The following is a 24,500-nucleotide window of genomic DNA, read 5'->3' on the forward strand; positions in this document are numbered from 1 at the left end:
CTTACGGCCACAGCAACTCCTTGGAGGGATGGGGTGGGGATCAATCGACGTTCCTGACCGATGCCGCAGCTCGGCCTCGCACCAGGGCGAGAATGATCGCGGCGAGGTCAGCAGGCCGGGTCATTGGGATGTTGTGGTTCGAGCTGATGTCGACCAGCCGGCGGCCAGGGACGGCAGTCGGCGCGGGTGAGGATGCCGTTCTCCAGGGGCAGGTCGGTGATGGACCGGCCGTTTGTACTGGCGTCGCGGGCCAGGGCGCCGACTGCCTCGTAGCCGAGCACGGGGTTCAGAGCGGTTACGAGGCCGCGGTCAGGTGGCGTACGGACTTCAGGAGCGGTGAGTGGGCAGTGACCGGCTCGAACGCGTTGCGCTGGAGCCGCCCGGCGCTTGAGGTGATCGATCCCGCACTCGACGGCATGCAGGACGTGAGGCACGCGGGAAGCATCGGTCACGGCGGCCGTGCATCATGTCGGATGAAGGAGTCGTCCCCTTGCGTTCGGCGAGGTCGCAGACGAGGCGCGCGGGTGAATCGGGACTATGCGCGGTAGGCATTCTGCGTGCAGACCTTTCTCCCGTACTCCGACTTCACCAGGTCCGCCGCGACCCTGGACCGGACACGTCTGGGCAAGCAGCGGGTCGAGGCCCTGCAGGTGCTGCGCGGCTTGACCGTGCCCGGCTACGGATGGCGGCATCATCCCGCGGTACGCATGTGGATCGGCTACGAGGAAGCCCTGGTCCGCTACGGCCTCGACGTGTGCGCGGTGTGGGTGGCGGAGGGGCGCGCCGACACCTGTGCCGCCACGCTCGTCACCGACTTCACCCGGCACCGTCCCGGCGCCGCCGTACGCGGCCAGGAACAGCTCGCCGACGACGGTGAGCTGCCGCCCTGGCTGGGAGACCCCGCCTTCCACCGCAGCCATCAGTCGGCACTGGTGCGCAAGGCGCCGGAGATCTACTCCCCGCTCTTCCCGGGCGTTCCCGATGATCTGCCGTACGTCTGGCCGGCTTCCGACCGGGGCCCTACGTAGCCTTCCTCCGTCGACCCGCACGCGTGTCTCTCCGCGCACCGCAGCCGCGGCAGCAACCCGGTCCTGCGCGTGCGTTGACTCTTGCGTCGGCGCTCATTACGGTCGCCCGACCGCTCCCCTTCCTATGAACCCTATGGGGAATCCGACCTATGGGGAATCCGATGGGGAGATCCCTGCGGACAACGAGGACGTGCGATGCGCAGTGACCGGCCAGGCACCGCCACACGCCGCCGCCTCGCGGCGCTGTTCGTGGCCGTCACGGCGGCGTGGGCCACCGCCGGCGTCGGCCCGGCGGGGGAAGCCGCCGCGTCCGCGTTCCCGCCCGAGGCTGCCGAGCCTGCCGAGGGCTCGTTCACCGTACTGACGTACAACGTCGCGGGCCTGCCCGAAGGGATCTCTTCCGGAAATCCCGAGCGGAACACCCCTCTCATCTCACCGCGGCTCGGCGGCTACGACATCGTCAACGTCCAGGAGGACTTCAACCACCACGCGGCGCTCTACGCGGGTGACGATCACCCGTACCGCACCGCGACCAGCGGTGGTGTGCCCTTCGGCGACGGCCTCAACACCCTCTCGGACCTGCCGTACAGCGACTTCGAGCGCGTGCGGTGGAACAGCTGCAACGGCACCGACTGCCTGACGCCCAAGGGCTTCAGCCTCGCCCGAGCGCGGCTGGCCGAAGGTGCCGTCGTCGACATCTACAACGTGCACACCAACGCCGGTTCGACCGAGGCCGACCTGGCCGCGCGTCGTGCGAACGTCACACAGCTGTCCGACTTCATCGCCGCCAACTCCGGCGGGAACGCGGTGATCGTGATGGGTGACACCAATACGCGCTACTCCCGCACCGGCGACAACATCCGCGATCTCGTGAGCCGCAACGGTCTGACCGACGCGTGGGTGCGGCTCGTCCGCGACGGCTCCGCTCCGCCCGCCGGTTCCGACCCGCTGCTGTGCGACCCCGCTCACGTCACCGACGACTGCGAGGTCGTCGACAAAATCCTCTACCGGGGCAGCCCGCTCCTCGCGCTGACCGCCGACCGTTACCACAACGAGCATCCGGCGTTCCGCGACGCCGAGGGCGCGGCGCTCTCCGACCACTACCCGCACACCGTGGACCTCTCCTGGAAGCTCCGCTCCGACCTGCGGGCGAGCGACCAGTTCGGGGGCCCGCACGGCACCGCGTTCAACGACAGCGACGACATCGACGGCCTGCCGCCGGGTACCCGCGCACCCCGCACCCTGGCCCTGCGCGGGGCAGCCCGGCTCGACGCGGTCGCCCTCACCCTGGACAGCGGTATCCGGCTGGCCCACGGCGGTACCGGTGGCAGCCCGGTCTCCCTCACCCTCGCCCGCGGTGAGCACCTCACGTCCGTCACCCTCACCAAGGGGCAGAAGGACGGCCGCACCCGCGTGTTCTCCGCCGAGTTCACCACCGACGCGGGCCGTTCCCTCTCCTCGGGCACGCCGACTCCGGACGCCGTCACCTTCACGGCCCCGGCGGGCCTGCAGATCGTGGGCTTCACGGGCCGCGCGGGCGCCGGCATGGACAGACTCGGGATGCTCTACGCACCACGGTGACCAGCAGCGCGAGCCTGAAATACCAAAAGCTATGTTGACATAGGTATGGGTTCATATTTATCATCGAGGCATGCCCGCCTCCAGCACGCCCGACCAGGACACGCACCGCATCGCCTCCGGGCTCGCGGCTGCCCTGCCGGTGCTGTACCGGGCACTCGACCGGCGGCTGGCCCAGGACTTCCCGCACTCCAAGCTGCCCGAGGGCCAGCTGGCGCTGCTGCGGCTCGTCGCGGAGCGGGACGGCGTCACCGTGCGCGAGGCCGCCGACGAACTGCTGATGAAGCCGAACAATGTGAGTGCCCTGGTCACCCAGCTGGTCGGCCTGGAGCTCCTGGAGCGCCGACAGGATCCGGACGACAAGCGCGTCGCCCATCTGCACACCACCGCCGAGGCCCGGCGCCGTCTGACCGCGGTCGGGAAGCTCATGGATGGGTACCTCATCGAGGCGCTGGACGCCCTCACCGACGGGGACCGCGCCGCGATCGGGTCCGCCCTCGGCGCCCTGCGAGGGCTGGCACCGCACATTCACCCCGCCGCCCACTGACTGACGGCGTTCGCGCGGCTGTCCGCGCCCCCCCGTAGCCGCTCACCTCAATCTCTCCAAGAAGCAAGGCACCTCCATGCCCTCCACCGTCGTGGATCCCTCCCGCCTGCCCACGCCCACCCCGACCGATACGCCGCGCCGCCGTCGCGGCAGCCCCTGGCTCACGCTGATCGCCGTCGCATTCGGCCTGTTCATGGTCGGCCTGGACGGCTCCGTCGTCTCGATCGCCAACCCGGAGATCGGCCGGGACCTGAACGCGTCCACCACCGATCTGCAATGGGTCACCAACTCGTACCTGCTGGCCCTGGCCGCCGCGCTGATTCTCGGCGGAAAGCTGGGTGACCGTTTCGGACGACGTACCTTCTACATGGTCGGTGTCCTGGGCTTCACGATCGCCTCCGTCGCCATCGGTCTTGCGGGCTCGATCGAGGGCGTCATCGCCTTCCGTGCCGTACAGGGCTTCTTCGGCGCCCTGCTGATGCCCAACACACTCGGCCTGTTGCGCGCGGTGTTCCCGCCGAAGAAGTTCGGTATGGCGGTGGGCATCTGGGCGATGGTCTCGTCCGTGTCCACGGCGCTCGGCCCCATCGTCGGCGGTCTGCTCGTCGAGCACGTCACCTGGGAGTCGGTCTTCTACGTCAACGCGCCGATCGGTGTCATCGCGCTCGTCTTCAGCGCCCTGGTGCTGCCGCAGAGCAAGAACCCCGCCGACCGTCACCGATTCGACGTACCCGGCGTCGTCCTGCTCGCGCTCGGCCTGCTCGTGGTCGTCTTCGGCGTCGTCAAGGGCGAGACGTGGGGCTGGAGTTCGAGCACGACCCTGGGCACCCTCGCGGCCGGCCTCGTCATCCTGCTGGTCTTCGGGTGGTACGAGACGCGCGTCGGGCACCCCCTGCTGCCGATGCGCCTGTTCCGCAACCCCGCGCTGACCATCGGGACGCTCATCACCGCGGTCAACTTCTTCGTCCTGCTCGGCGTGATCTTCTTCGTCATGCTCTACCTGCAGAACGTCCGCGGCTTCACCCCCGTAGAGGCCGGTGTCCGTACCCTGCCGCTCAGCCTGGCCTCCGTCGTCGCCTCGCCGCTGGGCGCGAAGCTCACCGAGAAGTTCGGCGCCCGCCTGTCCATGCCGCTCGGCATGGTGCTCCAGGCCGCCGCCTCCTTCGGGATGCTCGGCTGGGGCGCGCACTCCTCGTACGCCGCGATGTGGCCGCCGTTCATCGCGCTCGGTCTGGGCGTCGGCATGGTGATGGCCGCTTCCTCCGACGCGATCGTCGGCAACGCGCCGGTCAAGGACGCCGGGGTGGCCGGTGGTCTGCAGGCCACCGCGCTGCAGATCGGCGGCGCGCTGGGTACGTCCGTCCTCGTGTCCCTGATCAGCGGCCGGGTCGGCTCGACCCTGACCGGCGAACTGACCTCCGCCGGGGTGCCCGCGCCCATGGCCGACGGGATGCATGAGGCCAAGGACGCCGTGGCGATGGGAATCGCTCCCGTCTCCGGTGACATGCCCGCACAGCTGAAGACGGCGGTCATCGAAGGCAGCGGCCAGGCGTTCATGAACGGCGTGCACACCGCCGTGCTCGTCACGGGAGTGCTCTGCGTCCTGGGCGCGGTCCTCGCGGCCGTCGGTATACGGCGCACCCCGCAGGTCCCCGCCGACCACTGAGACGAGTCGGCGTACAGCGAAGTGCGGGCCGTGCCCCGAAGTGACACTGTGATGCCGCTCATCCACCGTCTGGATGGGCGGCATCACAGCGTTGGACGCCGAAGGTTCCCGTGCGGGCGATTGCGGGCGAGGGCGCCGAGCCAGTGGGCGCTGTGACCGGCGACCGTCGCGACCATTGAAGCTCACTGGGAGTACTCCCCCCCCCAGGCCCTGAGGCAGGCAGGCCGTACGCCACACCCGGGCTGCGGGTGGGGGTCGCTCGAGAAGGCGGTCAGCTCCGGCGAGCTGGCTCTGCCAGTGGTGCAGCGGCTGGACGAGGCGGCCTCCGGCCTGGTGTTTGTTGGCTTCGGCGAGGCCGTGCAGGAGGGAGGTGAGCATGGCGCGGGTGGTGGGGTCGGTCAGCCGCTCGCCTGGCTCGGCGAGTTCAGGCGGCTGGCTTTGGGCGCGGATACCGCTCAAGACGCCCGGGGGGCTGGCAGGACCATCGCGGCGTGGTCGGGCAGGGCGCTCGCGCCGTAGGGGAGTGAAGCCCGGTCCAGGGCGTCCCGGCGACCGGCTGACCGCGGACTGCTACGTGGTGGCGTGGAGGCTCACGACCGCGACCAGGGGAAGGGTCGGCCGAGGCCGCACCCATGATCTGAATCCTCGCTGATTGCAGCCGATCACCGTGACGTCGTCGTTGTGCTGCTGGATCACGTCCGCCCCGCGCTGGACGCGACCGGTGACATGCGCGAGGTGACCGCCCTGGTCCACCGTTTGCTTGGTCATCGAATCCGACAGCATGCCCTGACCGGGCCCTGCTGTTACGCCCCGTACGCCCCGTATGGCAACGGCTCTCTCGGCGGCTCGCGGTTGCGAAGACATGAGGGTGGTTGTCCTATGAACGAGTGGTCGCGTTTCGCTTCGTCGACAAGGTGGGCCCTTTCTGAGCAGGCACCGAGGAGGCAGGATGCGAGGACGGTCGTACGGGCCCGGCATCGGGGTGCTCGTGGTCCTTGCCGCGGTCAGTGCCTGCGGCGCGCTTCCCGAGCGGCGTGATGAGGTCACCGCGGAAGTCACGCGCTTCGAGCAAGCGCTGAAGGCGGGACAGCACGAACGGCTGTGCGCGGCTCTGGCACCTGCCACGAGGGAGGAACTGGAGCAGTCCTCCAAAAGCCGTTGCGAGCAGGCGATCGGCCGGGCGATCGACGAGCGGGAACTCCCCGCGGCCGGTACGGTGCGGGGCGCGGACGTGTACGGCGATCAGGCCCGGGTGATGCTGGAGCGGGACACCGTGTTCCTGGCGCACTTCCCGGCCGGCTGGAAAGTGACGGCCGCCGGCTGCCGCCCACGCCCTCAGCGGCCGTACGAGTGCGGGATCAAGGGCGGGTGAGAGACCATGAGGACACTGTTCATCGGCACGCTGCTGGTGATCATCGGAGGGCTGGCGTACTTCATGACGCTGGGGCTGATGCACCGATGAGCCCCGCACCGGAAAAGGACAAGGAAACCGCACCGGCCCAGCACCGCGTACGTCGCTCTGTCCGGCACAACGGCCTCGGGCTGTTCTTCATGACCACGTTCCTGCTGGCTCTGGTGGGCCAAGCCGTAGCGGGGCACGCCGACTTCAGCAACCAGCTGGTCAGTGACGGCATGGCACCCGTCGGCCTCGGGGCCTACGTGACATCGTCGGACTTCGCCGTCGACGTCACCGAGAACTGGCAGTCGGAATACCTCCAGTTCTTCCTGTACATCTTCGCCACCGTCTGGCTGGTGCAACGCGGGTCACCGGAGTCCAAGGAACTCGACAAGGACGGCACCGAGTCCGACAAGGAGCAGAGGGTCGGCGCGCACGCCACGGAGAATTCGCCCCGCTGGGCCGCGTACAAGGACTGGCGTGGAGTTGTCTTCTCCCACTCGCTCGGCCTGGTCATGGGCGCCGTCTTCCTGCTCTCCTGGCTCGCCCAGTCGGTCACCGGCGTCGCCGCCTACAACGAGGAGCAGTTGCGCCGGCTGGAAGCCCCCACCACGTGGTCCCACTACCTGTCGTCGGCGGACTTCTGGAGCCGCACGCTGCAGAACTGGCAGTCGGAGCTACTGGCGGTCGCCTCCATGGTCATTCTCGCCGTCTACCTGCGGCAGCGCGGGTCACCGGAGTCCAAGCCCGTCGGCGCGTCTCATTCTGACACCGGCGTCGAAGGCTGAGCCGCCTCAAGGGCGCGGCGGTGAGGACAGGGCGGTGGGGGGCGGGGTGAGATGAGGTGAGGAAAGGTGTGCAGACGCGATGCGGAAGAGACCGTCCCGGGATTCCGGGGCCTCGACAGGAGAGCCGGGCTGGTTCGAGCGTTTGGCGGAGAAGGCCTCCACCATCACGGCGTCGGCGCCCTTCTACGGCCTGTGCATGGCACTGGTGGGCGCCTTCCTGGCGACCCAGGCGGCGGGTCTCTCCCTGACATGGCAGGTCTTCGTCGGTGATCTGATGACGGCCGTGGTCCTCGTCCTGTTGGCCCTGCTCAAGAACAGCGAGCGGCGAGCCGAGCACGCGGTCCAGCGCAAGCTGGACGCGATCGCGGTGGCGCTGCTGGAGCAACGTGAGGGCGAGACGCACAAGGCGCGTGACGAATTGCGAAGGGTCATCGGCATGGACGAGGAGGTCTGAACCGTGGCCGGGGTCGCGCGCGGGGACGGGTGTGGCCCGCGTCGGCTGGTGGCGTAAGGAAGCACCCGAAGGGCTGCAATCGAAGGGCTGCACCCGAAGGGCACCCGCCGAGCGGTGGAAGAAACGATCCGGTCTTTGAGTGACCAGACGGGCGTCGGTCATGGTGAGGAGAAGGGGTTCTCAATGGGAGTGCGCGGTTCTGTGGTTGTGATCACTGGGGCTTCCAGCGGCATTGGCCCGGCCACCGCCGTCGCCTTCTCCCGCAAAGGGTGCTCTGTTGTTCTGGCGGCGCGGCGCGCGGAGGCACTGGAGGCGGTTCGGCAGGAGTGCGAACGTCGCCATGGCGCGCAGGCGCTCGTCGTGCCGACCGATGTCACGGATCCCAAGGCGGTCGACGACCTCGCCCGGCGCGGGGTAGAGCGCTTCGGCCGTATCCGCATCGCCGGCAGTTCCGTACTCAGCCGGGCCTTCTCCGTCCGCTGCGCGCGTCCGATGGTGGCGATGAAGACCTGAAGACCTCCTTGCTTTCGGCGCTGGCGCCCACCGGGCGGTGCCCGGCATGGTGGATGGCCAGGGGGCACCGCGCTGAATCGTACATGCCGATCGATTCCTTATGCATTGAAACGAGATGCCCTCCTCGCGGAGCAGGACCCGCAGGCCCTCGTGGCTGATGTCCGCAGTGGAAACTGGACGGCGCGTCACCTCAGCACAGCACAAGGGTCGCTGATGCGCCGCTAGCCGAGATTCAGAACCTCATCGTCGGCGTGCGTGCCGAACTCGGCGACGCGCACCTCCGTGATCTGCTCGTACCGGCTGATCCGATCGGTCCACTCCGCCTCGACACCGAACGCCACCTGCGCGAAGCCCACCCGGCCGACGGCCTCGGCCAGGCCCGGATGTCCAGGGGCCAGCAACCGCACCGGCGCGTCAAGCGCCACGGTGTGCGGCGGCACGAAGTACTCGTCCGGCAGAACGGTGCGCGCATGGACGAGCGCGCCGACAGCGACAACCGAGCCGGCCCCCAACCGTGCGCACTGCAGGACCGTCGCCGTGGTCGCCACATAGACGCACCTGCCGACCTCGCAGCCCAACAGCGTGGCATGCGGCCCCACGAAGACGTGGTCGCCGACAAGCACCGGCTGATCACCGGCGACCGCAGACCCGCGCAGCACCGCGTTCTCGCAGATCACCGCCGCCTCCCCGACCTCGATCCGAGACCCCTCGGCATCGAGCACCGCACCGTACATCACCCGCGCCCTCGGCCCCACGCGCACATCACCGACCAGCGTGGCCGTCGGGGCGACGTAGGCGGTGGGATGAACCTGCGGTTCATGCCCGCGATGCCGGATGCGGATCCCCTGCGTTTCAGCGATCATGAGCGGATTCTCGCCCGACTGACCGCGAGCAAGCTGGCGGATTTCAGACGTCGCGTTCGTCGAGACCTGCGTCATCCGCGATCTGGGGCACTGCGGGGCGAACATTGGCTGATGCGGAACTACTGATCTCTTCGAGGGGTTGTCGGAGGGGGTGACGGGTGGTGATCCTTGCGGTAGGCCGGTGATATGCGGTACGTGGTACGCGCAGGGCGGCGGGTTGACCGCCGAGCGGCAACGAGCTCGAGAGCGGATCCGGTTCGAGGCTGGTGAGCGGTTCGCGCGGGGCGAGAAGAACATGGTGATCGCCAGGGACCTGCGGGTCAGTGAGCGGTCGGTGGAGCGCTGGCGACGTGCCTGGCGAGCGGGCGGTATGGATGCCCTGGCGTCCTTGGGACCGCCGAAGTTGCCGAGGTTGTCCGATGGTCAATTCGCGGGGAGGATTAGCGCTGGACTATGGCGAGAACCCGGGTGTTGATCGGACGGAAGTTCGAGTTGGACTGTTCGTCGGCGGCGGTGTGGCGGCTGTTGCACCGGCACGGCTGGTCCTGGCAGTCGCCGGCCCGCCGGGCGCTGGAGCGTGATGAGGACGCGGTGGGGTTGTGGAAGAAAGAGGTGTGGCCGCAGGTGGAATGACTGCGGCGGCGCTCGGGGCCCATGTGGTGTTCGAGGACGAGTCCGGGCTCTCGACGTCACCGTCCGGCGCCCGCACGTGGAGCCGGCGCGGGCACCCGCTCGTGGTGCAGGTGCGAGGACGCTCCTGGCGCCGCTTCTCGATCGCCGCCCTGTGCTGCTGCAAGGCCGGTGAGACTTCGCGGTTGATCTACCGTCCGCACTGCCACCGCCACCGCCACCTGCCGGTCAGGGGCGCAAGAGCTTCGCCTGGAGCGACTACCGTGACCTGGTCGTGCGCGCCCACCTCCAGCTCGGCGCCCCGATCGTCTTGGTCTGGGGCAACCTCAGCACCCACCGGGCCGCCGGGATGCGCTGGTACGCCGCCGACCATGACTGGCTCGGAACGCGACGCAGGCCGTGACGCAAAACGCGTCCGAGGTGTTCGTTGTCGGTGAAGGCGACGTTGGCCAGTGGTCCGCGACGCAGCAGGGACCACACCCCTTCGACCGAGTTCAGATCCGGAGCATAGGAGGGAAGCTGCACGATAGTGTCGGCGTGGTCCTTGGGGTTAGACGTATGACAGTCATACGAAAGCTGAGGAGTGTCGATGAGCCGCCCCCTTCACCAGGACACGGTGACCCGAGAGGACGGACCTGCCCGGTCGCGGCTGTGCCGGCAGTTCCCCGCGAGTGAGCGTCACGAGAGCCTGGTGAACACAGCGCAGTGACCATCGCCGATGTGGTGTTCGCGTGGCTGGGAGTGGGGGCGTTGGTCGCCGCGGTGTTGCCCCGCGTGGTGGCTGGGCGGCCGGTGTCGTTGCCGGTGGTGTTCCTGGTGAGCGGCATCGTCGTGTATGCGCTTCCGCTGCCGTTGCCGGTGGTCGATCCGGTGGAGCACCGGCTCGTGACGGAGCACGTCACCGAGGTCTGCGTCATCATCGCCCTGATGGGCGCCGGACTGGCGCTCAACCGGCCTGTGGGCTGGCGCCTGTGGGCCTCGACCTGGCGTTTGCTGGGCATCACGATGCTGCTGACCGTCGTAGCGACCGCTGTGGTGGCGTGGTGGTTGCTCGAGTGGCCACCGGCCGCCGCGTTGCTGCTCGCGGCGGTCCTCGCGCCGACGGATCCTGTGCTCGCCTCGGAGGTGCGGGTGGGGGAGCCCACCGAGGACAAGCACGACGAGGACGAGGTGCGGTTCGCCCTCACCAGCGAGGCGGGCCTCAACGACGGCCTGGCCTTCCCTGTCACATACGCGGCGATCGCGCTGGCTGCCGCCGCGGGCAGCGGCTGGTCCGCGGAGTGGATCGGCACATGGGCGGTGAAGGACGTCGCGTTGAAGTGTGTCGTCGGTGTGCTGAGCGGGTTGCTGATCGGCAAGCTGCTGGGCTGGCTGTTCTTCCGGACCCGCTCCTCGGTGCTGCGGCTGGCCGAGTACCGGGAAGGGTTCGTCGCGCTCGGCGCCACCTTCCTGGCGTACGGCGTGACCGAACTCGCCGGTGGCTACGGCTTCCTCGCTGTATTCACCACCGCCTGCGCGGTCAGGGCGGCGGAGCGCGCCCATGGCTTCCACAACGTACTGCACGACTTCGTGGAACAGGTCGAGCGACTGCTGACCGCGACGCTGCTGTTCCTGCTGGGCGCGTTCATCGCGTTGGGCGGTCTGGCACCGCTGACCTGGCAGGGCGCCGCGACCGGGCTGCTGCTTCTGCTGGTGGTCCGGCCGCTGGCCGGGTGGGCCGGGCTGCTGGGGGGCCGCTTGAGGCGCTGGGAGCGGTGGGTCGTGGCGGGCTACGGGATCCGCGGTATCGGCTCGCTGTACTACCTCGCCTACGCGCTGGGGCAGCAGGACTTCTCGGTTCCCGAGCGAGAGCTGTGGGCGGTGGTGACGTTCACGGTGCTGGTGTCGGTCGTGCTGCACGGCGTCACGGCCGGGCCAGTGGTGACTCGTCTGGACCGGCGGCGGGCCGCACAGCCCTCGGAGCCGGGGGAGAAGCGGAGGGACGAGACAGTACGAGTCGAGGGAGCTCCGCGTCCGGCTGTAGGGCCTGTGGGCGACAGCTGAGCCACGACCCGATTCGGTATTCGGTATAAGGAACGCGACAAGAGATGAGCGTGGGGTGTGCCGGGAAGTCTGGTCAGCGTCCGAGGGACGCAAACTTCCCGGCCTGCTGCCGTCGCCTGAGCGGTAGGCCATCGCGGCCGGGCAGCACCCACGACACCACCGCCGCCCGCCGCGACCGCATCGTGGAGCACCGGCGCGAGGCGGGCCTGGGCGCCCTGGCCGACCTCGGCTTCGTCGGCCTCGACAACACCCCCGAGGCCGACCCGGACGACCCGGTCATCGTTACCGGCTTCAAGGCCACAGGCGCCCGCAAGCTCAACCCCGGCCAGAAACAGGCCGACTGGCAGATCCTCACGAAACTCGGCATCGCCGCCACCGGGGCAACCGCACTGCTGCGGGCCCTCCTCGTCCTGACCAACCTGGAGAGCAACCGCTGAAACCCAGCAGACGATCAAGACGCGGGACTACCGCACACAACCAGCCCGAGCAGCGTCTTCAACGATCACACCGGCCCCCATGACCAGTACGAAGCAAGTCGGCGGAGGCCCTCTGAGGACGACCGGCATCGACGGCGAGTTCAAGAGTCTCATCTTCACGACGGATGGAAGCCTTCTCCCGCAGCCGGTCAGCGATGTGTATGCGCTCGTCCTCGCGCAGGTACCGCCGCCCGTAAGCAGAAGCCGGCGTCACCGGCCTGACCGGTGGCGCCGCCGCTGTCCGCCCGGCCGCGATACGTCCGTTGCGTTAGCGTCTGCCGGTCTTCGGCTTGCTCCCGACGATCCAGCATGCCTCGTTGTTGCAGTACCTCTGGTTGCAGTACCTCTGCTTCACGAGCGGGAAGCATGCAGCTCGCTCAGCAGATACGGGCCTGAGCCCCTTAGCCGTTGCCCGGCTCTCCCGGATCTTGAAGCCCATCGCACCCTTGGGCTGGGGAGTCAGCAGGCGCAGTCCCAGCGCAGCGACTTCCAGGTCTTCGGCCCGACGATGCCGTCGGGCGTGCTGTCGCCCATCCAGCGCTTCTGGTACCACTTGACGGCCTTCAGGGTGTCGTTGCCGAAGACGCCGTCGATCGCGAGACGGCCCGAGTAGTGCGACGCCTTGATGAGGGCCTGGATCTCCTTCACCTTGTTGCCCCGGTCGCCGAAGTCGGTGTAGGCGGTGCCCTTGTAGTAGCCGCAGTAGTAGCCGACTCCAGAGGTCATGGGGCAGTTGGGGGCGGCGCTGACGCCTGCCGATGAGGCGGCTGGCGCCGTGGCCGGTGCGGCGCTCGCCGCCGGTGCGACAGCGACCAGGGTCCCGCCGAGAAACGCGGCGGAGACGAGGCCGGTGGTGATGCGTTGACGCATGGTCATCGTCGTCATGGACGCACGGTCCTTTCTCGAGGAGCGGGCCGGGTCCCCCCGTTGGGTCCCCCGACGGCCCGCCGTGCGATGCGTACGTGCATAACGGTATGGACGGACGACCGGGCCGGCGTCCCCTGCTGGTTTGATTCCAGACGAAACCAGGGCAGTACGAGACGAAACCAGGGCGGTACGAGACGAGCCGCCTGCAACTACCGCGGTAGAGGGCGGCTGTCATCCAAGTCTCAGGCGAGGGCACAGTTGCTGCTCCTGATCGAGCAGTGGCAGAGGCACTGACACCGCTCGACCAGGAGCAGCCCGGTGCGCCGGTGGTCATTGTTGCAGCTCGTTAGCCCTGTTGCCGCCGTTGATCGATGATATCCAAGCAGTACACCGCCGACCGCGCCCGGTTCACCTCCACCGTCCACGACCGCCATCTTCACCGACAGCGGATCACCGCACTCCCGGCAGTACCGCCGAGCTGTCCCGCCGCCCCCCACACAGCAGATCGTCCAGCCGCCTGCTGCACCTCACGGCCGGAGTTCAAGCACACGTACTGCAAAGGCGGAACGCTCAGTCAGCAAACGGTCTACATGTATCGGCGCCGCAGCCAGCGCGTTGATGGTGTGGGTTTTCCCCAGGTCCAGAGCCCGGGTGTTGAGCTGGGATGTTGCGAGGCGGGTGGCTTGTTCCATCTCGGGGGGCGCGTTTCAGGCGCCGGTCGGATGGAAACGTGCCGGATTCTGGGGTGCTCTTCCCACCGGGTCCGGGTGGACGCGCTGTTGTGCGAGGGCAGGTTATCGGTGTCGACGTAGATGTCACCACTGGGCTGGGCTGCCGCGACGTTCTGAAGAGACTTCTGGCAGAAGGCACTGTTGCGAGAGGAGGCGGTCATGGGGATCTCGTGTCCGTCCCGCACTCGCAGAGCGCCGTAGACCCAGGTCTTCTCCGGCCCTCGGTCGTAGTCAACCTCGGACTTGATGCGGTGGCCGCCCGGCGATCAGCCGGGCACCGGCGGGAACGGGCGTGGGGTCACCGGCCCGAGGCCGTCGGCGCAGTGACCCTCGCGCTCTGGGGCGGGCAAGTGCAGAGGCCGATGGTCCGTGCCCTTTTCCTCGGAATTCGGATCCTTGGAATGGGCCCGGGACCTGGCGCGGCGCCAGCGTACATCTGGTCCGCTGCGGTCAACCCGCTGTCCGCCCGCACAGTCAGCCGACCCGGCGCCGGCTGTCTGACCAGGCCGATGATCCTGGAGCGTTCCGACTCGGTGATCCGCCGTTTGTGACCATGACTGCCCAGGTTCTCCAGCCCGTTCAGGCGCAGGCGATTGCAGCGGTGCAATCAGCGGCGGAGCGTCTTCGGGCTGCACCTCGGCTCGTCCGCGATGACCGGCACTGGCTCTCCAGACCAGCTCAGTTCGACCACGCGGGCTCGCAGCACCAGCTCGTGCGGCGCCTTGCGTGCCCGCGATCAGCCTGTGCTCACGAGTGGTTGGCCATTTGCTCAGCTGTGGCTGTCCCATGCGGTAGTGTTTCGTCGCCTGTTGTGCTGAGGCATGCTTCGTGGGGCGCAGCGGTCGGTTACTCGCCGGTGACGCCATCGATGGCCCCGCGGAGGAGACCGCATGGCCGACGTGGCGGGCGTACTCCTCGATCGCGTGCTCAAGGACGAACCCCACATCGGTTTCACCGACTTCCGGGTTCGGCACGATGCGCGCGAGGTCGACGGTCATCTCCGCGAAGAGCTGACGCGACTCCTCGCACGCCGTCAGGTAGTCCTCGTAGACGTCCCTGGCCGGCGTGGCGTCCGACTCGTCGTACCAGTCGCCACCGTCAGCGGTGACGTAGGTCCGATAGGGGAAGAAGCAAGGCATCGTGCAGGCCAACGCCCTCTGGAACCAGGCACGCTCAACCCCCTGCATATGGCGCATGAGTCCCAGCAGGGTCAACGCCGAGGACCGCACAGGACGTAGCCGCAGTTGTGCATCGGAGAGGCCCTCGCACTTCCACAAGAAGGCCGCTCGGTGGTAATCGAGATTCGAGGCGATCACCTCCAGCCACGAACCCGATACTGCACCCTCACGTCGGACGGCGAGGGCCGGGCGGGGCGAGGGCAGGCGGATGGCGGACAGCATGGCGTGCTCGCTCCGTACGGCAGTTGACAGCCTGAACGCAGCACCAAGACGGGTACGCCCGTGATCATCGGCCGCCTGGGCACATGGGCGCACCTTCACCCGACTGGGTCGATTGCGGCTTAGCAGCGGCGATCTTGTGGGACGGACGTGATGGGGCCGTGGTTCATCCGGGAGCCGCAGCCTGTCCACCGATGCCGCTTCCAAGGATTCCTCATGCCCAAAGCTGCCGTACCAGCTGACCTGCCACCCCCCTCTGCACCCGCACGGCTGCGCGACATCCTGAAACTGGCCGCGGACCCTGGGGCGCGGTCCACAGACGCGAGCGCGCTGTTCCGTAGCGAGAGCGGGGAGAGCCGCGAAGGGCGGCAGGAGCGCAAAAGACGACTGGCTGTAGAGCGGGTGCGGGCCAATGCCCCGATCAACCTGTTCACCCCGGTCCTTTTGAACGCCTGCCACAAGCACACGAGCGGTGCCGAACTGACGGACATCGAGCAGGACTTCCTCGGGCTCGCGCGGGCCGCCGAGCTTGATGACGACGGTATCCGCGCTTACGGAGACATCTACGCCGGACTCACGCCCGAGGAACGCGGAGCGCTGTTTCCCGACACGGTCGCCGGCCTGGCCCCGGGGGACAGTTTCACCTATCGCCAGGCCGCCGCCGCAGTGGTGCAACTGACCGGCGCGGTCACGGACCTCCCCAACGTTGCCATCGCCACTGACCGCGATGCCCTGGCCGAGGCGAGGCAGCTCAACCCCCAGGACGTCCAGCGCTACGGCTGGAGCACGTTTCTTCTGAAGACTGGCCAGGAAGAGTCAGACCAGGCCCAGCCTGAACAAGGCCGGATGCCGGAGTCATTTCGGCTCTGGACCCTTCAGCTGGGGTGCGAGCATCAGGCGTTCGCGGGACTCGAGGCGGAGGGAGACGATGAGGTTTACCTTGTCGTGAACGTTCACAACCCCAAGGCTCCCCAGGACAACCACTTCATCACCAAGGACTACGAGGGCTACCGCAAGGACGTCTACAAGTCCGTCGAGCTTGAGCTCACGACGGGCCGATTCGACCAGACGATCTCCCTGTCGATCCAGGCATGGGAACACGACTACGGCAAGGACAAACTCCGCGAGGAGATCAACAAGCACTTGAAGGACATCAGCAACGCGCTGAAGGCGGCGATCAAGGACTTTGACCCCCAGGGCAAGGAAAAGACCGCACTGAAGGTCATCCGAGTGATCGCAGACGTGGCCCGCCTCATCCTGAACGCGATGGATGATGACTACATCGGCACGGGAGTCGACGTCTTCACCCCCGCCGAGGCCAGGGAACGCGCCAAGCACGACAAGGCCAAACCCACCTGGCTCAAGATCGTGCAGTACGACAAGGACAACCCCCAGCACGAACTGTCAGGTATGGGAAAGTACTGGTTGTCCACTTATGTGGAGCAGGTCACTTAGCCCCCCCGACGGCCGTCCGCCGTCGTACCGACGGAACGCTGATGGTGTGGTCTGCTCGGCCGAGTGCCTGCAGGGCTCACCTGCGGGCATGCCACGGTTCTTCGGTCCAAGGCCCATAAGGGCCCCGCCGACTGGCAGGGCCCTTATGGGCTGCGGATAACGTCGCGCGCCGGAGGACCCTTCGTTACAGCTCGATGTCGAGCCGCTTCACATCGGTGAACTCCACGCCCAGCTCGTGTGTGCGGCTGTTGTTGGCGCGGAAGTACATCTGCGCGAGGCTGTCAGCCGCGATCTGCTGGAGCTGCTGCTCGTTGGCGCCCTGCTCATCGCTCATCGGCCTTTCCGGCATAGATGCACATCTATGGCTGTAACGCCGTTCGACATCTCCGTTGGAGAAACGCGGTCGCGGAACGGCTGCTGACGGCTCCGGCCCGGCGAGCGGCCAAGTCTGAGAGGCGCGGCCAGCCAGAGGCTTCACCCGTTCGAGGGAACCAACGGCCCGGTCCTCGGCCGTTGTGGTTGCGCTGGTTGGCGTCCTGCCCGGCTAGTGGCGTACTGCCGATCACCTCCCGCTTCGACGACCAACGCTGCACCGCAGATCCTGCGGTTCCTGACGAAGCGCTCCGGGAACCTCCACTACCTGGTCGGTGGGATCGCGGCGGCCTGGGCGCACAGCGGACAGCGGGTCCTGCTCCTGGAGGAAGCCGAGGACTACTGGCGCTGGACCATGAGCGGCGTGAGGCGCAGCCGAAGCCGCCGCAAGAAGGACACCGGGCCGGCCGCCCCGCCGGAGCCGACGACCAACACGCTGTGGACCTCGCCGGACGGCCCGGGCGTCCTGGTGCACCACACCTGCATGTGGGAGGCCCGCCACCCCGCCCGGGAGAGCGACCGAGGCTTTCCCTGTAAGGATCACGATCCGCTGTCAGCGGCGGTGGCCGATGCCCCTCGACGCCTACGACGTGATCGTCCTTCTGCCGAGGTACTGGTCCTCCCGACGTACTGGTCCTCCCGACCGGGAGATCGCGACGACGCACGTCGTTCTCGGGGAGATCGACATCTTCCTGGACACCGACTGCAGGACCGTGCTGCCCGACTCTGGGGGCGAAGAGAGAGTCGCTCCGCTGACTCCCGAGCGGAGGGCGGCGGTTCTGCGTGAGCGCTGCCTGGGCTGCCTCTTGGCCGCCCATTCAACTGGACGGGTTGAGCTGGCAGTCGTGCTGGGAGCTGCCCGTCGACGCGGACTACCTGGAGGGCATCTACCGTGACATGAACCGCGCCGGGCTGCGCCTCCTGGGCTGGCCGCTCGTCTCCGAATGGTGGCCTGACCCGTACAGGCAGCTGCCTGGGCCGACCAGCTGGCGGATCCCGGCTGCGTCCAGCGGTACCAGTCCATCGCGAAGCGCCCGCGCATGGCGCTGGACGCCCGCCCCGCCGCCAGGAACTGAGAGCGCAGGCACCGCTCATGGGTGCGCCATGCCCGATCCCGCCACTGCTCCGGAGGTGGCGCCGCTGTGCGTCGCCGTGTCCACGCGGTTTCGCCGTGGTCCGACCGCTGACATCCTCGTTTAGGCCGCTTTCGCCGCCCATATCCCTCTGGCTGGAGTGCAGGAGAAGGGACTGGGATGGGCACGGCAGCGGCCGGGCACTGGGGTGCGCTCAGCCGTTTGCGCGTCGGCCGGGGCCGCCGCGTCCGTGCCGCCTCACCGGGGGCAGCGGCGTGAGGCGGAGGAAGGGCGGCGGGGGAGAGGTCGGGGCGGGCGCGGTGCCGGCGTGCGGGGTGGCGCCACCGGCCGGAGGCATCGCGGGCGATGTCGACGCCGACTTCCACCACCAGCTTGGGCTCCACCAGCGTGACGTTCAGTTCTTCCCGGCTGCCCCATCCGGCGGAGAACGACCAGCCCGTCCACGGATGTCCGCGCCGTCCCGCAGCGAGCAGGCCGGCGACCGCAGCGCCTGCCGCCCGGACGAGGGGGGCGGTGCGGCCGATGTACTGAAGGCGGTCTTCGGTGTCGTATCTGCCAAGCAGTAGCGTGCGCGGAGCCGGCCGGGGATCCGGTAACCGCGCCGACAACCGCCTCGCTCGTCTCGCGGATCTTGTACTTCCGCCACCCTCTCATCGAGGGCAGGTAGGCGTCGGAGAGCCTAGTGAAGACCAGGCCCTCCACCCCGACCCATGACCATGTCAGCCACTCCGGGCCGGACTCCCGTTGCTGCGCAAGCGAGTTCTCCTCGCATGATCCAGGTCGCGCTCCGTCACGCTCCACAAGAACCTTGCCCGAACCTTGAGATTGGCCACCCCCTGCTCAAGGGTGTCCCCACACCTGCTCGCGATTCCCCAGCTGTGGAACGACTTCCTGGGGACAGGGGCGCGTTTGTCTTCGGCCGATGATTACTGACCTTTTCGGGGTGTTGTCGTCGGTTGGTGGGTCAGCTTGAGTCCGGTGCCAGTGAGGCAGCCGTCGATGAGTTCGGAGTGGCGTTGGACGTGCCGCAGACCGCGGCGGAGGATGCGTTCGAGGTGGTCGTCGTCCGTGAAGGCGACGTTGGCCAGCCAGCCGCGCCGCAGCAATGACCAGACGCCCTCCGCCGGGTTCAAGTCCGGTGCATAGGAGGGGAGGGGAGATAGATGATGGTGAGCCAGTCGTGGTCGGCCGCGTACTGGCGCATCCCGGCGGTCCGGTGCGTGTTGAGGTTGTCCCAGATGAGGACGATGGGGGCCCTGAGCTGGATGTGGGCGCGCACGATGAGGTCGCGGTAGTCGGTCCAGGCAAAGCTGTTGCGGCCTTTGCCGCGGAACTTGCGGTGACGGCGGGGCCGGTAGATCAGCCGGGGCGGCTCGCCCGGCCGGTAGCAGCACAGGGCAGCGATCGAGTAGCGGCGCCAGGACCGGCCACGCACCCGCACCACCGGCGTCTGGCCGATCCGGCTCCAGGTGCGAGCGCGAGAGGGGGTCATTCCGAACCCCGCCTCGTCCTCGAAGACGACGTAGGCTCCCTGCGCCGCCGCAGTCATTCCGCCTGCGGCCACACATCCTTCTTCCACAGCTCGACCGCGTGCTCGTCGCGCTCGATGGCCCGGCGGGCGGGTGACTGCCAGGACCAGCCGTGCCGGTGCAGCAGCCGCCATACCGCGGCCGGCGAGACATCCAGCGTGAACTGCCGGTAGATCAGTATGCGGATTCTTGCGAGGGTCCAGCGCTGGTCTTCCCAGCCGTGCACGGCCGGCCCCCGCGCCAATTCCTGCTCCAGTTCAGCGAATCGATCATCGGCCAGCTTGGGCAGCTTCGGCGGGCCCGCGGAGGCCAGGGCGGCCGTCCCGTCCTGGCGCCAGGCCCGCCGCCAGCGCTCCACCGACCGCACACTCACCCGTAGTTCCTTCGCGATCACCGCGTTCTTCTCACCCTGCTCGAACCGCTCACCGGCCTCGAACCGAATCCGTTCACGAAAGTGCTGCCGTTCGGCGGTCAGCCCGCCGCCCTGTGCGTAGCGCATAGCACCGGCCTACCGCAGGGATCACCACTCGTCACCCACTACGACAACACTTCGAATAGGTCAGTAGGTCTGTTTCGCGATCCGGCGGCCGAGCTGTTCGAGGAACTTCTGCAAGCTGGACGCGGTGACCTCGAAGTCGTCAAACCAGAAGGCCGTGGTGGACTTCCAGACTTGTCCACTGGCTCAGATCGCGAACAGATGGCCCCCGCCGTCGCTGGCGAAGACCAGCGCGATCGGTTCGCCGTCGATCGGAGCGGGGCCGTACTGACGTACGTGCTCCGCCGCTGTCGCAGGTGAGTCGATGAAGTACCCGCTGTCGACATCGGGCAGCGGAGCCTCACCGATCAGGCCTCCGGCCCCCGAAGCAGTGCCGCTCCGCCGACCTGATCGGCTGCAGCGTCATAAGTTTCTCGTTAATCCACAGTGAGGCCGATGAGTTTGTGGCTCCCGGCCGGTCCAAGCTCGTGACACCCCAGGAAAGGACAGCGCCATGTCGGAGCTTCTTGTCGACTTCATCACCTCCCTCGACGGCCACGCATCGGGAGAGGGGTGGCCCGGGTTCTGGGGCCTCGAGGGCCCGGAGTACCTCGCATGGCTCGGCGAGCAGCCCGAGGCCACCTACCTGATGGGAGCGAACACCTACCGCCTGATGTCGGGCTTCGCCGCAGGCGAGGTCCCACATGGCCAAGACGAGTTCAGGCCTGAAGAAGAGGCGTCCGTCGACGAGCTCACGCAAGCGTCCAAGGTGGTGTTCTCCTCCTCACTAGAGGAGCCACTGACGTGGGCCAACTCCACGCTCGTCCGCGACGACGCCGTCGAGGCGGTCCGCGCCATGAAGTCGAGTGGCTCGGGGCTCCTCAGCACGATCGGCAGCCTCAGCCTGTGCCGGTCGCTGCTACGAGCCGGACTCGTCGACCGCTTCCGGGTCGTGATGTTCCCGGTGATCACCGGGGCCACGGGCGAAGAACGCATCTACGACGGCTATCCGGACGTTGCCCTCGAGATGATCGATCACCGCACTTTCGACGGCCGCATCCAGCTGGTCGAGTACAAGCCCCGCGTGCTCGAGCACCCGCCGCTCGGCGTCCCTGCGTAACATCGCCCGCCAACGCCGGTCTGGACGGCCGCCAGACCGGCGGACGGGGCGACGGGGGCGCGGAACCGTCCGGAACTGCCCGCACTGCGATCAGCCCGTCACCATCGTCGCCGTGCTGGCCACCCCGCACCCGATGCCAGAGATCCTCATCACGGGCGGAGTGAACGGGCCGGAGAGGGCGTTCAGGCATCACGTATGCGCAGCAGCAGGCCGCCGGCCAACAGCGCCGCGGCGGCCCACCCGGCGGTCACGCCGAGGCCGGCCCACGGGCTGATGGGCAGGCTGCCGAGACCGGTGGTGGCCTGGATGGCGAGCCCGGCGCTCATCGGCGCCAACTTCTCCAGCAGGCGCTGCCAGTACGGATCGCTGATGGTCTGGGAGACGATGGGGACGATGTAGAGCAGGCCGAGGACGACCCCCGTGCTGGTGGCTGAGTCCCGCACGGCGGTCGCGACGCCGAAGCTCAGAAGCCCGATCAGAACCAGGTAGAGGACCGTCCCGAAGACCGCGCGCAGCGTCGGCCCGTCGGACAGGGACAGGGCCTGGTCGCCGAGGTCGGGCATGATGAGCCGCCCGGCGAGCACCGACCCGAGGACGGCGACCGTTCCGCCGACGGCCACGACGGCGGTGAGAGTAAGGGCCTTGGCCGCGAAGGCGGCGGCTCGCCGTGGCACCGCCGTCAGGGTGGTGCGGATCATGCCCGTGCTGTGCTCCCCGCTGATGATCAGCACTGCCAGGATGGCGACCAGAGCCTGGCCGATGTAGACGCCCATGAGGGTGAGCCTGGTCGTGTCGCCGCCGCAGCCGCTGGCCGTGCAGTTCACCACCGAGGTCGCCACGCTGCTCAGGGCCACCGTTGCCGCGACGGTACCGAGCAGCAGCCATAGGGGACTGGCGACGGTCCGCATCTTCGTCCATTCCGCGTGCAGTGCCAGTCTCATGCGTCCCTCCTGTTGAGAAGGGCGGCGGCCACGGCCAGGCTTGCCACCGCGTAGCCGGCCAGGACTGCGAACCCGGCCCATGGCGCCAGCGGGTAGTAACCGTAGTACGGCGTGTAAGCGCTTGTGACCTGGTCGTATGGCTCAAGCGTCTGCTGGACGGCGAAAGCTGCGCCCGGCGTCACCGTGGCCACTCCCTTCGACACGTCTGCGGGCATAAACGGGATGGCGATCAGGATGTAGGGCAGCACGATGGCCACGATGACCGTGGTGACCGCGCCCGCGCTGTGCCGGAAGAGGGCGCCGACGGACAGGGCCAGGACCGAGGCGGTCGCGAGCAGCGCCGCGGTCCCGAGTGCCACCCGCAGTTCGGTCGAGGACGACACCGGGAAGATGTAGACGCCGTTGCCCCGGGCGAGCCGCTCACCGAGCGGAGTCGCGAGGAGCACCCCCACCAACCCGGCGACGAAGGTGACGGCCCACAATACGATCGCCTTGGCCACCAGCACCCGGCTCCGCCTCGGACTCGCGGCGAGGGTGAGGTGGATCATCTTGTTCCGGTACTCCTCGGTGATGAACAGCGCCCCCACGACGATCACCGTGATCAGTGCGGCGAACGTGCCGGCGAGGATGTCCCGGAGGAGCCCGCCGGTCGGCAGGCTGTCGCGGACAGCGGGCGCTATGTCTCCGGCACCGGTCACCGTGAACCGGGCACCGGATCCCGTGAACGAACCCGAGGCGTTCTCCGGGTAGCCGGCGAAGCTGGGGGACGTGGCTCCCACCTGACCGCCTGTCCAGTTGCCACCGGCCCAGCCCCCTTGGGTACGAAGATCCCCGAAGGTGGCCGTGGACACACTGCCGGCGGTGCCCCCGCCGCCCACGGCAGGCGGAGAGGCGACGAACAGCCCCACCTGCGCGGTCGATCCGAGCCCGCTCGCCTGCGCGGTGCCCACCTTGGTCCATCTCGTGCCGTCGGTGGAGGCATAGCCGGTGATCGTGTCGCCCGAGCGGTCCAGCCGCAGCCGGCGGGGGGACTCGGCGGAGACCGGACCAGGGGGGCCGGCCGTGTCGTTGACGTAGCCGTCCTGCATCCGCACGCCGTGGCTGCCGGTGGCCATGATCGCCGCGTAGGGTGATCCCTGGCGGGTGCTCCCCTTGATGATGAGCCCGGCCTTCGCCCACGGCACGGTGCCGGGCCGCAGGTCCCCGGGGCCTTTGGGGATGCTGCTCTTGAGCGCGGAGACGGAGACGGTGATGCTGCCGTTTCCGGCGAGCGGCTGGTACACGAAGTAGAAGCTGTCGGTGACCGGCTCACCGCCCGGTCCGATCGGAACGGGCGGTGAGCCCTTCTGGTTGCTGCTGACGCCGACGAGCAGCGCGAACAGCACCATCATCAGTGCCGCCGCCAGCATGCCGGTCACCCAGCCGCGGACGGTTCGGAACTTGGTCCACTCCGCGCGCACCACATGCGCGAAGCTGTTTCCCCCGTCCCGCTGCCCGGAACGGGACGGCGTGAGCGTGGCGGTCACTGCGAGACCTCCGTGGGCGTCGCGGCGCGGAACTCGACCGCCCCGCCAGTGAGCTCCAGATAGACGTCCTCAAGGGTGGCGCGGAGTGCTGATACCTCGGAGAACGGCACCGCGCTCTGGCTGAGGAGCGTCACGATCCGTTCCGCGGGCAGGCCGGAGACGGTAAGGGTGTCGTGGCCCGTGGCCGCCACGCTCGCGTCGGCATGCGCGAGGACCCTCATCGCGTGCGTCCTGGCCGTGGTCCGCACGGCCACCCGGTTCCGGGAGGCGGCCGCGATGAGGTAGGCCATGTCGGCGTCGGCGACGGCTTTGCCGCGCCCGACCACGACGAGATGATCGGCTGTGTCCTGCACCTCGTTCATCAGGTGGCTGGAGACCAGCACGGCGCGGCCATGCCCGGCCAGCGACCGCAGGAATCTGCGCATCCAGATGATGCCGTCGGGGTCCATGCCGTTGAACGGCTCATCGAGCATGATGATCGGCGGGTCGCCCAGCAGGGCTGCGGCGATCCCGAGCCGCTGCCGCATGCCGAGCGAGTAGCCGCCGGCCTTGCGCCGGGCTGCCGGGACCAGGCCGACCTGCTCGATCACCTGGTCCACCCGCCGCGCGGCCAGGCCCTGCGTGTGCGCCAGCCACAGCAGGTGGTTACGCCCGCTGCGGCCGGGGTGCAGGGCCGCGGCGTCCAGCAGTGAACCGACATGATTCATCGGATGCCGGAGGCTGTGGTACGGCCTGCCCTCGATGAGTGCGGTGCCCTCATCGACCGCGTCCAGGCCGAGGATCACCCGCATTGTGGTGGACTTCCCGGCCCCGTTCGGCCCCACGAGACCAGTCACCAGACCCGGACGGACGGTAAAGGACATGCCGTCGAGGGCCAGCGTGGCCCCGTATCGCTTGCGCAGTCCGGCGACGACTATCCCTGGGGCGCTCATCGCAGCGGGCTCACGGTTCGAAGTGCACTCATGCCGACGGTTGTACGCGGCACCCGGTTCCAGCCCGGTTGCAGCCGCT

Annotated in this window: 20 protein-coding genes and 5 pseudogenes; 13 read left to right on the forward strand and 12 right to left on the reverse strand. The window is 68.4% G+C overall.

The window, feature by feature from the left end; translation table 11 throughout:
* Positions 1–40: 40 nt before the first annotated feature.
* Both ACWDVB_RS17820 and ACWDVB_RS17825 read right to left on the reverse strand, forming a co-directional pair.
* Positions 41–175: pseudogene (locus ACWDVB_RS17820) on the reverse strand (alpha/beta fold hydrolase); the annotation flags it as partial.
* A 58-nt stretch (positions 176–233) separates the two neighbouring features.
* Positions 234–452 (reverse strand): annotated as a pseudogene (locus ACWDVB_RS17825) (hypothetical protein); the annotation flags it as partial.
* Positions 453–557: 105 nt separating this feature from the next.
* On the opposite strand from ACWDVB_RS17825, the gene ACWDVB_RS17830 reads away from it, so the two are divergent.
* The 4 genes from ACWDVB_RS17830 (at position 558) to ACWDVB_RS17845 (ending at position 4,819) form a co-directional block, all read left to right on the forward strand.
* The gene (locus tag ACWDVB_RS17830; protein ID WP_451515964.1) at positions 558–1,028 is read left to right on the forward strand and encodes an MSMEG_6728 family protein; all 471 of its coding nucleotides are present in this window, start codon (positions 558–560) and stop codon (positions 1,026–1,028) included.
* Between the two features lie 195 nt (positions 1,029–1,223).
* Positions 1,224–2,609 carry a jacalin-like lectin gene (locus tag ACWDVB_RS17835; RefSeq protein ID WP_451515963.1) on the forward strand — a complete coding sequence of 462 codons (1,386 nt, stop codon included), beginning with the start codon at positions 1,224–1,226 and terminating at the stop codon, positions 2,607–2,609.
* 70 nt (positions 2,610–2,679) lie between these two features.
* Positions 2,680–3,153, forward strand: coding sequence for a MarR family winged helix-turn-helix transcriptional regulator (locus ACWDVB_RS17840; protein WP_451515962.1), 474 nt, complete (start codon positions 2,680–2,682; stop codon positions 3,151–3,153).
* 76 nt (positions 3,154–3,229) lie between these two features.
* Positions 3,230–4,819, forward strand: a complete 1,590-nt coding sequence (locus tag ACWDVB_RS17845) for an MFS transporter (RefSeq protein ID WP_451515961.1) — start codon at positions 3,230–3,232, stop codon at positions 4,817–4,819.
* Positions 4,820–5,389: 570 nt separating this feature from the next.
* Here ACWDVB_RS17845 and ACWDVB_RS17850 read toward each other — a convergent pair.
* Positions 5,390–5,587, reverse strand: a complete 198-nt coding sequence (locus ACWDVB_RS17850) for a hypothetical protein (RefSeq protein ID WP_451515960.1) — start codon at positions 5,585–5,587, stop codon at positions 5,390–5,392.
* Between the two features lie 181 nt (positions 5,588–5,768).
* Between ACWDVB_RS17850 and ACWDVB_RS17855 the strand changes: the two genes are divergently transcribed.
* The 4 genes from ACWDVB_RS17855 to ACWDVB_RS17870 all read left to right on the forward strand — a co-directional run bounded on the left by ACWDVB_RS17855 (position 5,769) and on the right by ACWDVB_RS17870 (position 7,970).
* On the forward strand, positions 5,769–6,191 hold the full coding sequence (locus ACWDVB_RS17855; RefSeq protein WP_451515959.1) for a hypothetical protein: 423 nt from the start codon (positions 5,769–5,771) through the stop codon (positions 6,189–6,191).
* 86 nt (positions 6,192–6,277) lie between these two features.
* The gene (locus ACWDVB_RS17860) at positions 6,278–7,003 is read left to right on the forward strand and encodes a DUF6766 family protein (RefSeq protein WP_451515958.1); all 726 of its coding nucleotides are present in this window, start codon (positions 6,278–6,280) and stop codon (positions 7,001–7,003) included.
* Between the two features lie 79 nt (positions 7,004–7,082).
* On the forward strand, positions 7,083–7,457 hold the full coding sequence (locus ACWDVB_RS17865) for a low affinity iron permease family protein (protein ID WP_451515957.1): 375 nt from the start codon (positions 7,083–7,085) through the stop codon (positions 7,455–7,457).
* A 114-nt stretch (positions 7,458–7,571) separates the two neighbouring features.
* Positions 7,572–7,970, forward strand: coding sequence for an SDR family NAD(P)-dependent oxidoreductase (locus ACWDVB_RS17870; RefSeq protein ID WP_451515956.1), 399 nt, complete (start codon positions 7,572–7,574; stop codon positions 7,968–7,970).
* 221 nt (positions 7,971–8,191) lie between these two features.
* Here ACWDVB_RS17870 and ACWDVB_RS17875 read toward each other — a convergent pair whose 3' ends face one another.
* Positions 8,192–8,908 carry a gamma carbonic anhydrase family protein gene (locus ACWDVB_RS17875; protein ID WP_451515955.1) on the reverse strand — a complete coding sequence of 239 codons (717 nt, stop codon included), beginning with the start codon at positions 8,906–8,908 and terminating at the stop codon, positions 8,192–8,194.
* 109 nt (positions 8,909–9,017) lie between these two features.
* Between ACWDVB_RS17875 and ACWDVB_RS17880 the strand changes: the two are divergent.
* A pseudogene (locus ACWDVB_RS17880) lies at positions 9,018–9,845 on the forward strand (IS630 family transposase); the annotation flags it as partial.
* Here the strand turns inward: ACWDVB_RS17880 and ACWDVB_RS17885 are convergent.
* Positions 9,836–9,994 (reverse strand): annotated as a pseudogene (locus tag ACWDVB_RS17885) (IS630 family transposase); the annotation flags it as partial. The pseudogenes ACWDVB_RS17880 and ACWDVB_RS17885 sit on opposite strands and share 10 nt — an antisense overlap.
* 174 nt (positions 9,995–10,168) lie before the next feature.
* On the opposite strand from ACWDVB_RS17885, the gene ACWDVB_RS17890 reads away from it, so the two are divergent.
* Together ACWDVB_RS17890 and ACWDVB_RS17895 are read left to right on the forward strand one after the other, a co-directional pair.
* Positions 10,169–11,506: a cation:proton antiporter gene (locus tag ACWDVB_RS17890; RefSeq protein ID WP_451515954.1), complete on the forward strand. Its 1,338-nt coding sequence runs from the start codon at positions 10,169–10,171 to the stop codon at positions 11,504–11,506.
* 44 nt (positions 11,507–11,550) lie between these two features.
* A complete protein-coding gene (locus ACWDVB_RS17895; RefSeq protein ID WP_451611972.1) occupies positions 11,551–11,943 on the forward strand; it encodes a hypothetical protein in 393 nt (130 codons plus the stop codon).
* A gap of 498 nt (positions 11,944–12,441) precedes the next feature.
* Here the strand turns inward: ACWDVB_RS17895 and ACWDVB_RS17900 are convergent, their stop codons facing one another.
* Both ACWDVB_RS17900 and ACWDVB_RS17905 read right to left on the reverse strand, forming a co-directional pair.
* Positions 12,442–12,867, reverse strand: coding sequence for a peptidoglycan-binding domain-containing protein (locus ACWDVB_RS17900; RefSeq protein WP_451515952.1), 426 nt, complete (start codon positions 12,865–12,867; stop codon positions 12,442–12,444).
* 979 nt (positions 12,868–13,846) lie between these two features.
* Positions 13,847–14,980, reverse strand: coding sequence for a DinB family protein (locus tag ACWDVB_RS17905; protein ID WP_451515951.1), 1,134 nt, complete (start codon positions 14,978–14,980; stop codon positions 13,847–13,849).
* A gap of 213 nt (positions 14,981–15,193) precedes the next feature.
* Between ACWDVB_RS17905 and ACWDVB_RS17910 the strand changes: the two genes are divergently transcribed.
* A complete protein-coding gene (locus ACWDVB_RS17910) occupies positions 15,194–16,432 on the forward strand; it encodes a hypothetical protein (RefSeq protein WP_451515950.1) in 1,239 nt (412 codons plus the stop codon).
* 184 nt (positions 16,433–16,616) lie between these two features.
* On the opposite strand, the gene ACWDVB_RS17915 is transcribed toward ACWDVB_RS17910, so the two are convergent.
* On the reverse strand, positions 16,617–16,766 hold the full coding sequence (locus ACWDVB_RS17915) for a hypothetical protein (RefSeq protein ID WP_451515949.1): 150 nt from the start codon (positions 16,764–16,766) through the stop codon (positions 16,617–16,619).
* A 2,058-nt stretch (positions 16,767–18,824) separates the two neighbouring features.
* Positions 18,825–19,926, reverse strand: a pseudogene (locus tag ACWDVB_RS17920) (IS630 family transposase).
* A 490-nt stretch (positions 19,927–20,416) separates the two neighbouring features.
* Between ACWDVB_RS17920 and ACWDVB_RS17925 the strand changes: the two are divergent.
* Positions 20,417–21,022 (forward strand): dihydrofolate reductase family protein, encoded by a 606-nt coding sequence (locus ACWDVB_RS17925; RefSeq protein WP_451515948.1) that lies wholly within the window; start codon positions 20,417–20,419, stop codon positions 21,020–21,022.
* Between the two features lie 182 nt (positions 21,023–21,204).
* On the opposite strand, the gene ACWDVB_RS17930 is transcribed toward ACWDVB_RS17925, so the two are convergent.
* The 3 genes from ACWDVB_RS17930 to ACWDVB_RS17940 are packed head-to-tail and all read right to left on the reverse strand — an operon-like array spanning position 21,205 to position 24,421.
* Positions 21,205–21,963, reverse strand: coding sequence for an ABC transporter permease subunit (locus ACWDVB_RS17930; RefSeq protein WP_451515947.1), 759 nt, complete (start codon positions 21,961–21,963; stop codon positions 21,205–21,207).
* Complete coding sequence (locus tag ACWDVB_RS17935) at positions 21,960–23,489, reverse strand: ABC transporter permease subunit (protein ID WP_451515946.1); 1,530 nt, start codon at positions 23,487–23,489, stop codon at positions 21,960–21,962. Before ACWDVB_RS17935 ends, ACWDVB_RS17930 begins: the two co-directional genes overlap by 4 nt.
* Positions 23,486–24,421 (reverse strand): ABC transporter ATP-binding protein, encoded by a 936-nt coding sequence (locus ACWDVB_RS17940; protein ID WP_451515945.1) that lies wholly within the window; start codon positions 24,419–24,421, stop codon positions 23,486–23,488. Before ACWDVB_RS17940 ends, ACWDVB_RS17935 begins: the two co-directional genes overlap by 4 nt.
* Between the last annotated feature and the right edge of the window lie 79 nt (positions 24,422–24,500).

The organism is Streptomyces sp. NPDC003379 (assembly GCF_053589195.1).

Bases quoted from the DNA above. Each gene is read 5' to 3' on its own strand.
- ACWDVB_RS17835 (WP_451515963.1), top strand. From the start codon at position 1,224: ATGCGCAGTGACCGGCCAGGCACCGCCACACGCCGCCGCCTCGCGGCG.
- ACWDVB_RS17840 (WP_451515962.1), top strand. From the start codon at position 2,680: ATGCCCGCCTCCAGCACGCCCGACCAGGACACGCACCGCATCGCCTCC.
- ACWDVB_RS17845 (WP_451515961.1), top strand. From the start codon at position 3,230: ATGCCCTCCACCGTCGTGGATCCCTCCCGCCTGCCCACGCCCACCCCG.
- ACWDVB_RS17850 (WP_451515960.1), bottom strand. From the start codon at position 5,587: ATGACCAAGCAAACGGTGGACCAGGGCGGTCACCTCGCGCATGTCACC.
- ACWDVB_RS17855 (WP_451515959.1), top strand. From the start codon at position 5,769: ATGCGAGGACGGTCGTACGGGCCCGGCATCGGGGTGCTCGTGGTCCTT.
- ACWDVB_RS17860 (WP_451515958.1), top strand. From the start codon at position 6,278: ATGAGCCCCGCACCGGAAAAGGACAAGGAAACCGCACCGGCCCAGCAC.
- ACWDVB_RS17865 (WP_451515957.1), top strand. From the start codon at position 7,083: ATGCGGAAGAGACCGTCCCGGGATTCCGGGGCCTCGACAGGAGAGCCG.
- ACWDVB_RS17875 (WP_451515955.1), bottom strand. From the start codon at position 8,908: ATGACGCAGGTCTCGACGAACGCGACGTCTGAAATCCGCCAGCTTGCT.
- ACWDVB_RS17895 (WP_451611972.1), top strand. From the start codon at position 11,551: ATGAGCGTGGGGTGTGCCGGGAAGTCTGGTCAGCGTCCGAGGGACGCA.
- ACWDVB_RS17900 (WP_451515952.1), bottom strand. From the start codon at position 12,867: ATGACGACGATGACCATGCGTCAACGCATCACCACCGGCCTCGTCTCC.
- ACWDVB_RS17905 (WP_451515951.1), bottom strand. From the start codon at position 14,980: ATGCTGTCCGCCATCCGCCTGCCCTCGCCCCGCCCGGCCCTCGCCGTC.
- ACWDVB_RS17910 (WP_451515950.1), top strand. From the start codon at position 15,194: ATGCCCAAAGCTGCCGTACCAGCTGACCTGCCACCCCCCTCTGCACCC.
- ACWDVB_RS17915 (WP_451515949.1), bottom strand. From the start codon at position 16,766: ATGAGCGATGAGCAGGGCGCCAACGAGCAGCAGCTCCAGCAGATCGCG.
- ACWDVB_RS17925 (WP_451515948.1), top strand. From the start codon at position 20,417: ATGTCGGAGCTTCTTGTCGACTTCATCACCTCCCTCGACGGCCACGCA.
- ACWDVB_RS17930 (WP_451515947.1), bottom strand. From the start codon at position 21,963: ATGAGACTGGCACTGCACGCGGAATGGACGAAGATGCGGACCGTCGCC.
- ACWDVB_RS17940 (WP_451515945.1), bottom strand. From the start codon at position 24,421: ATGAGCGCCCCAGGGATAGTCGTCGCCGGACTGCGCAAGCGATACGGG.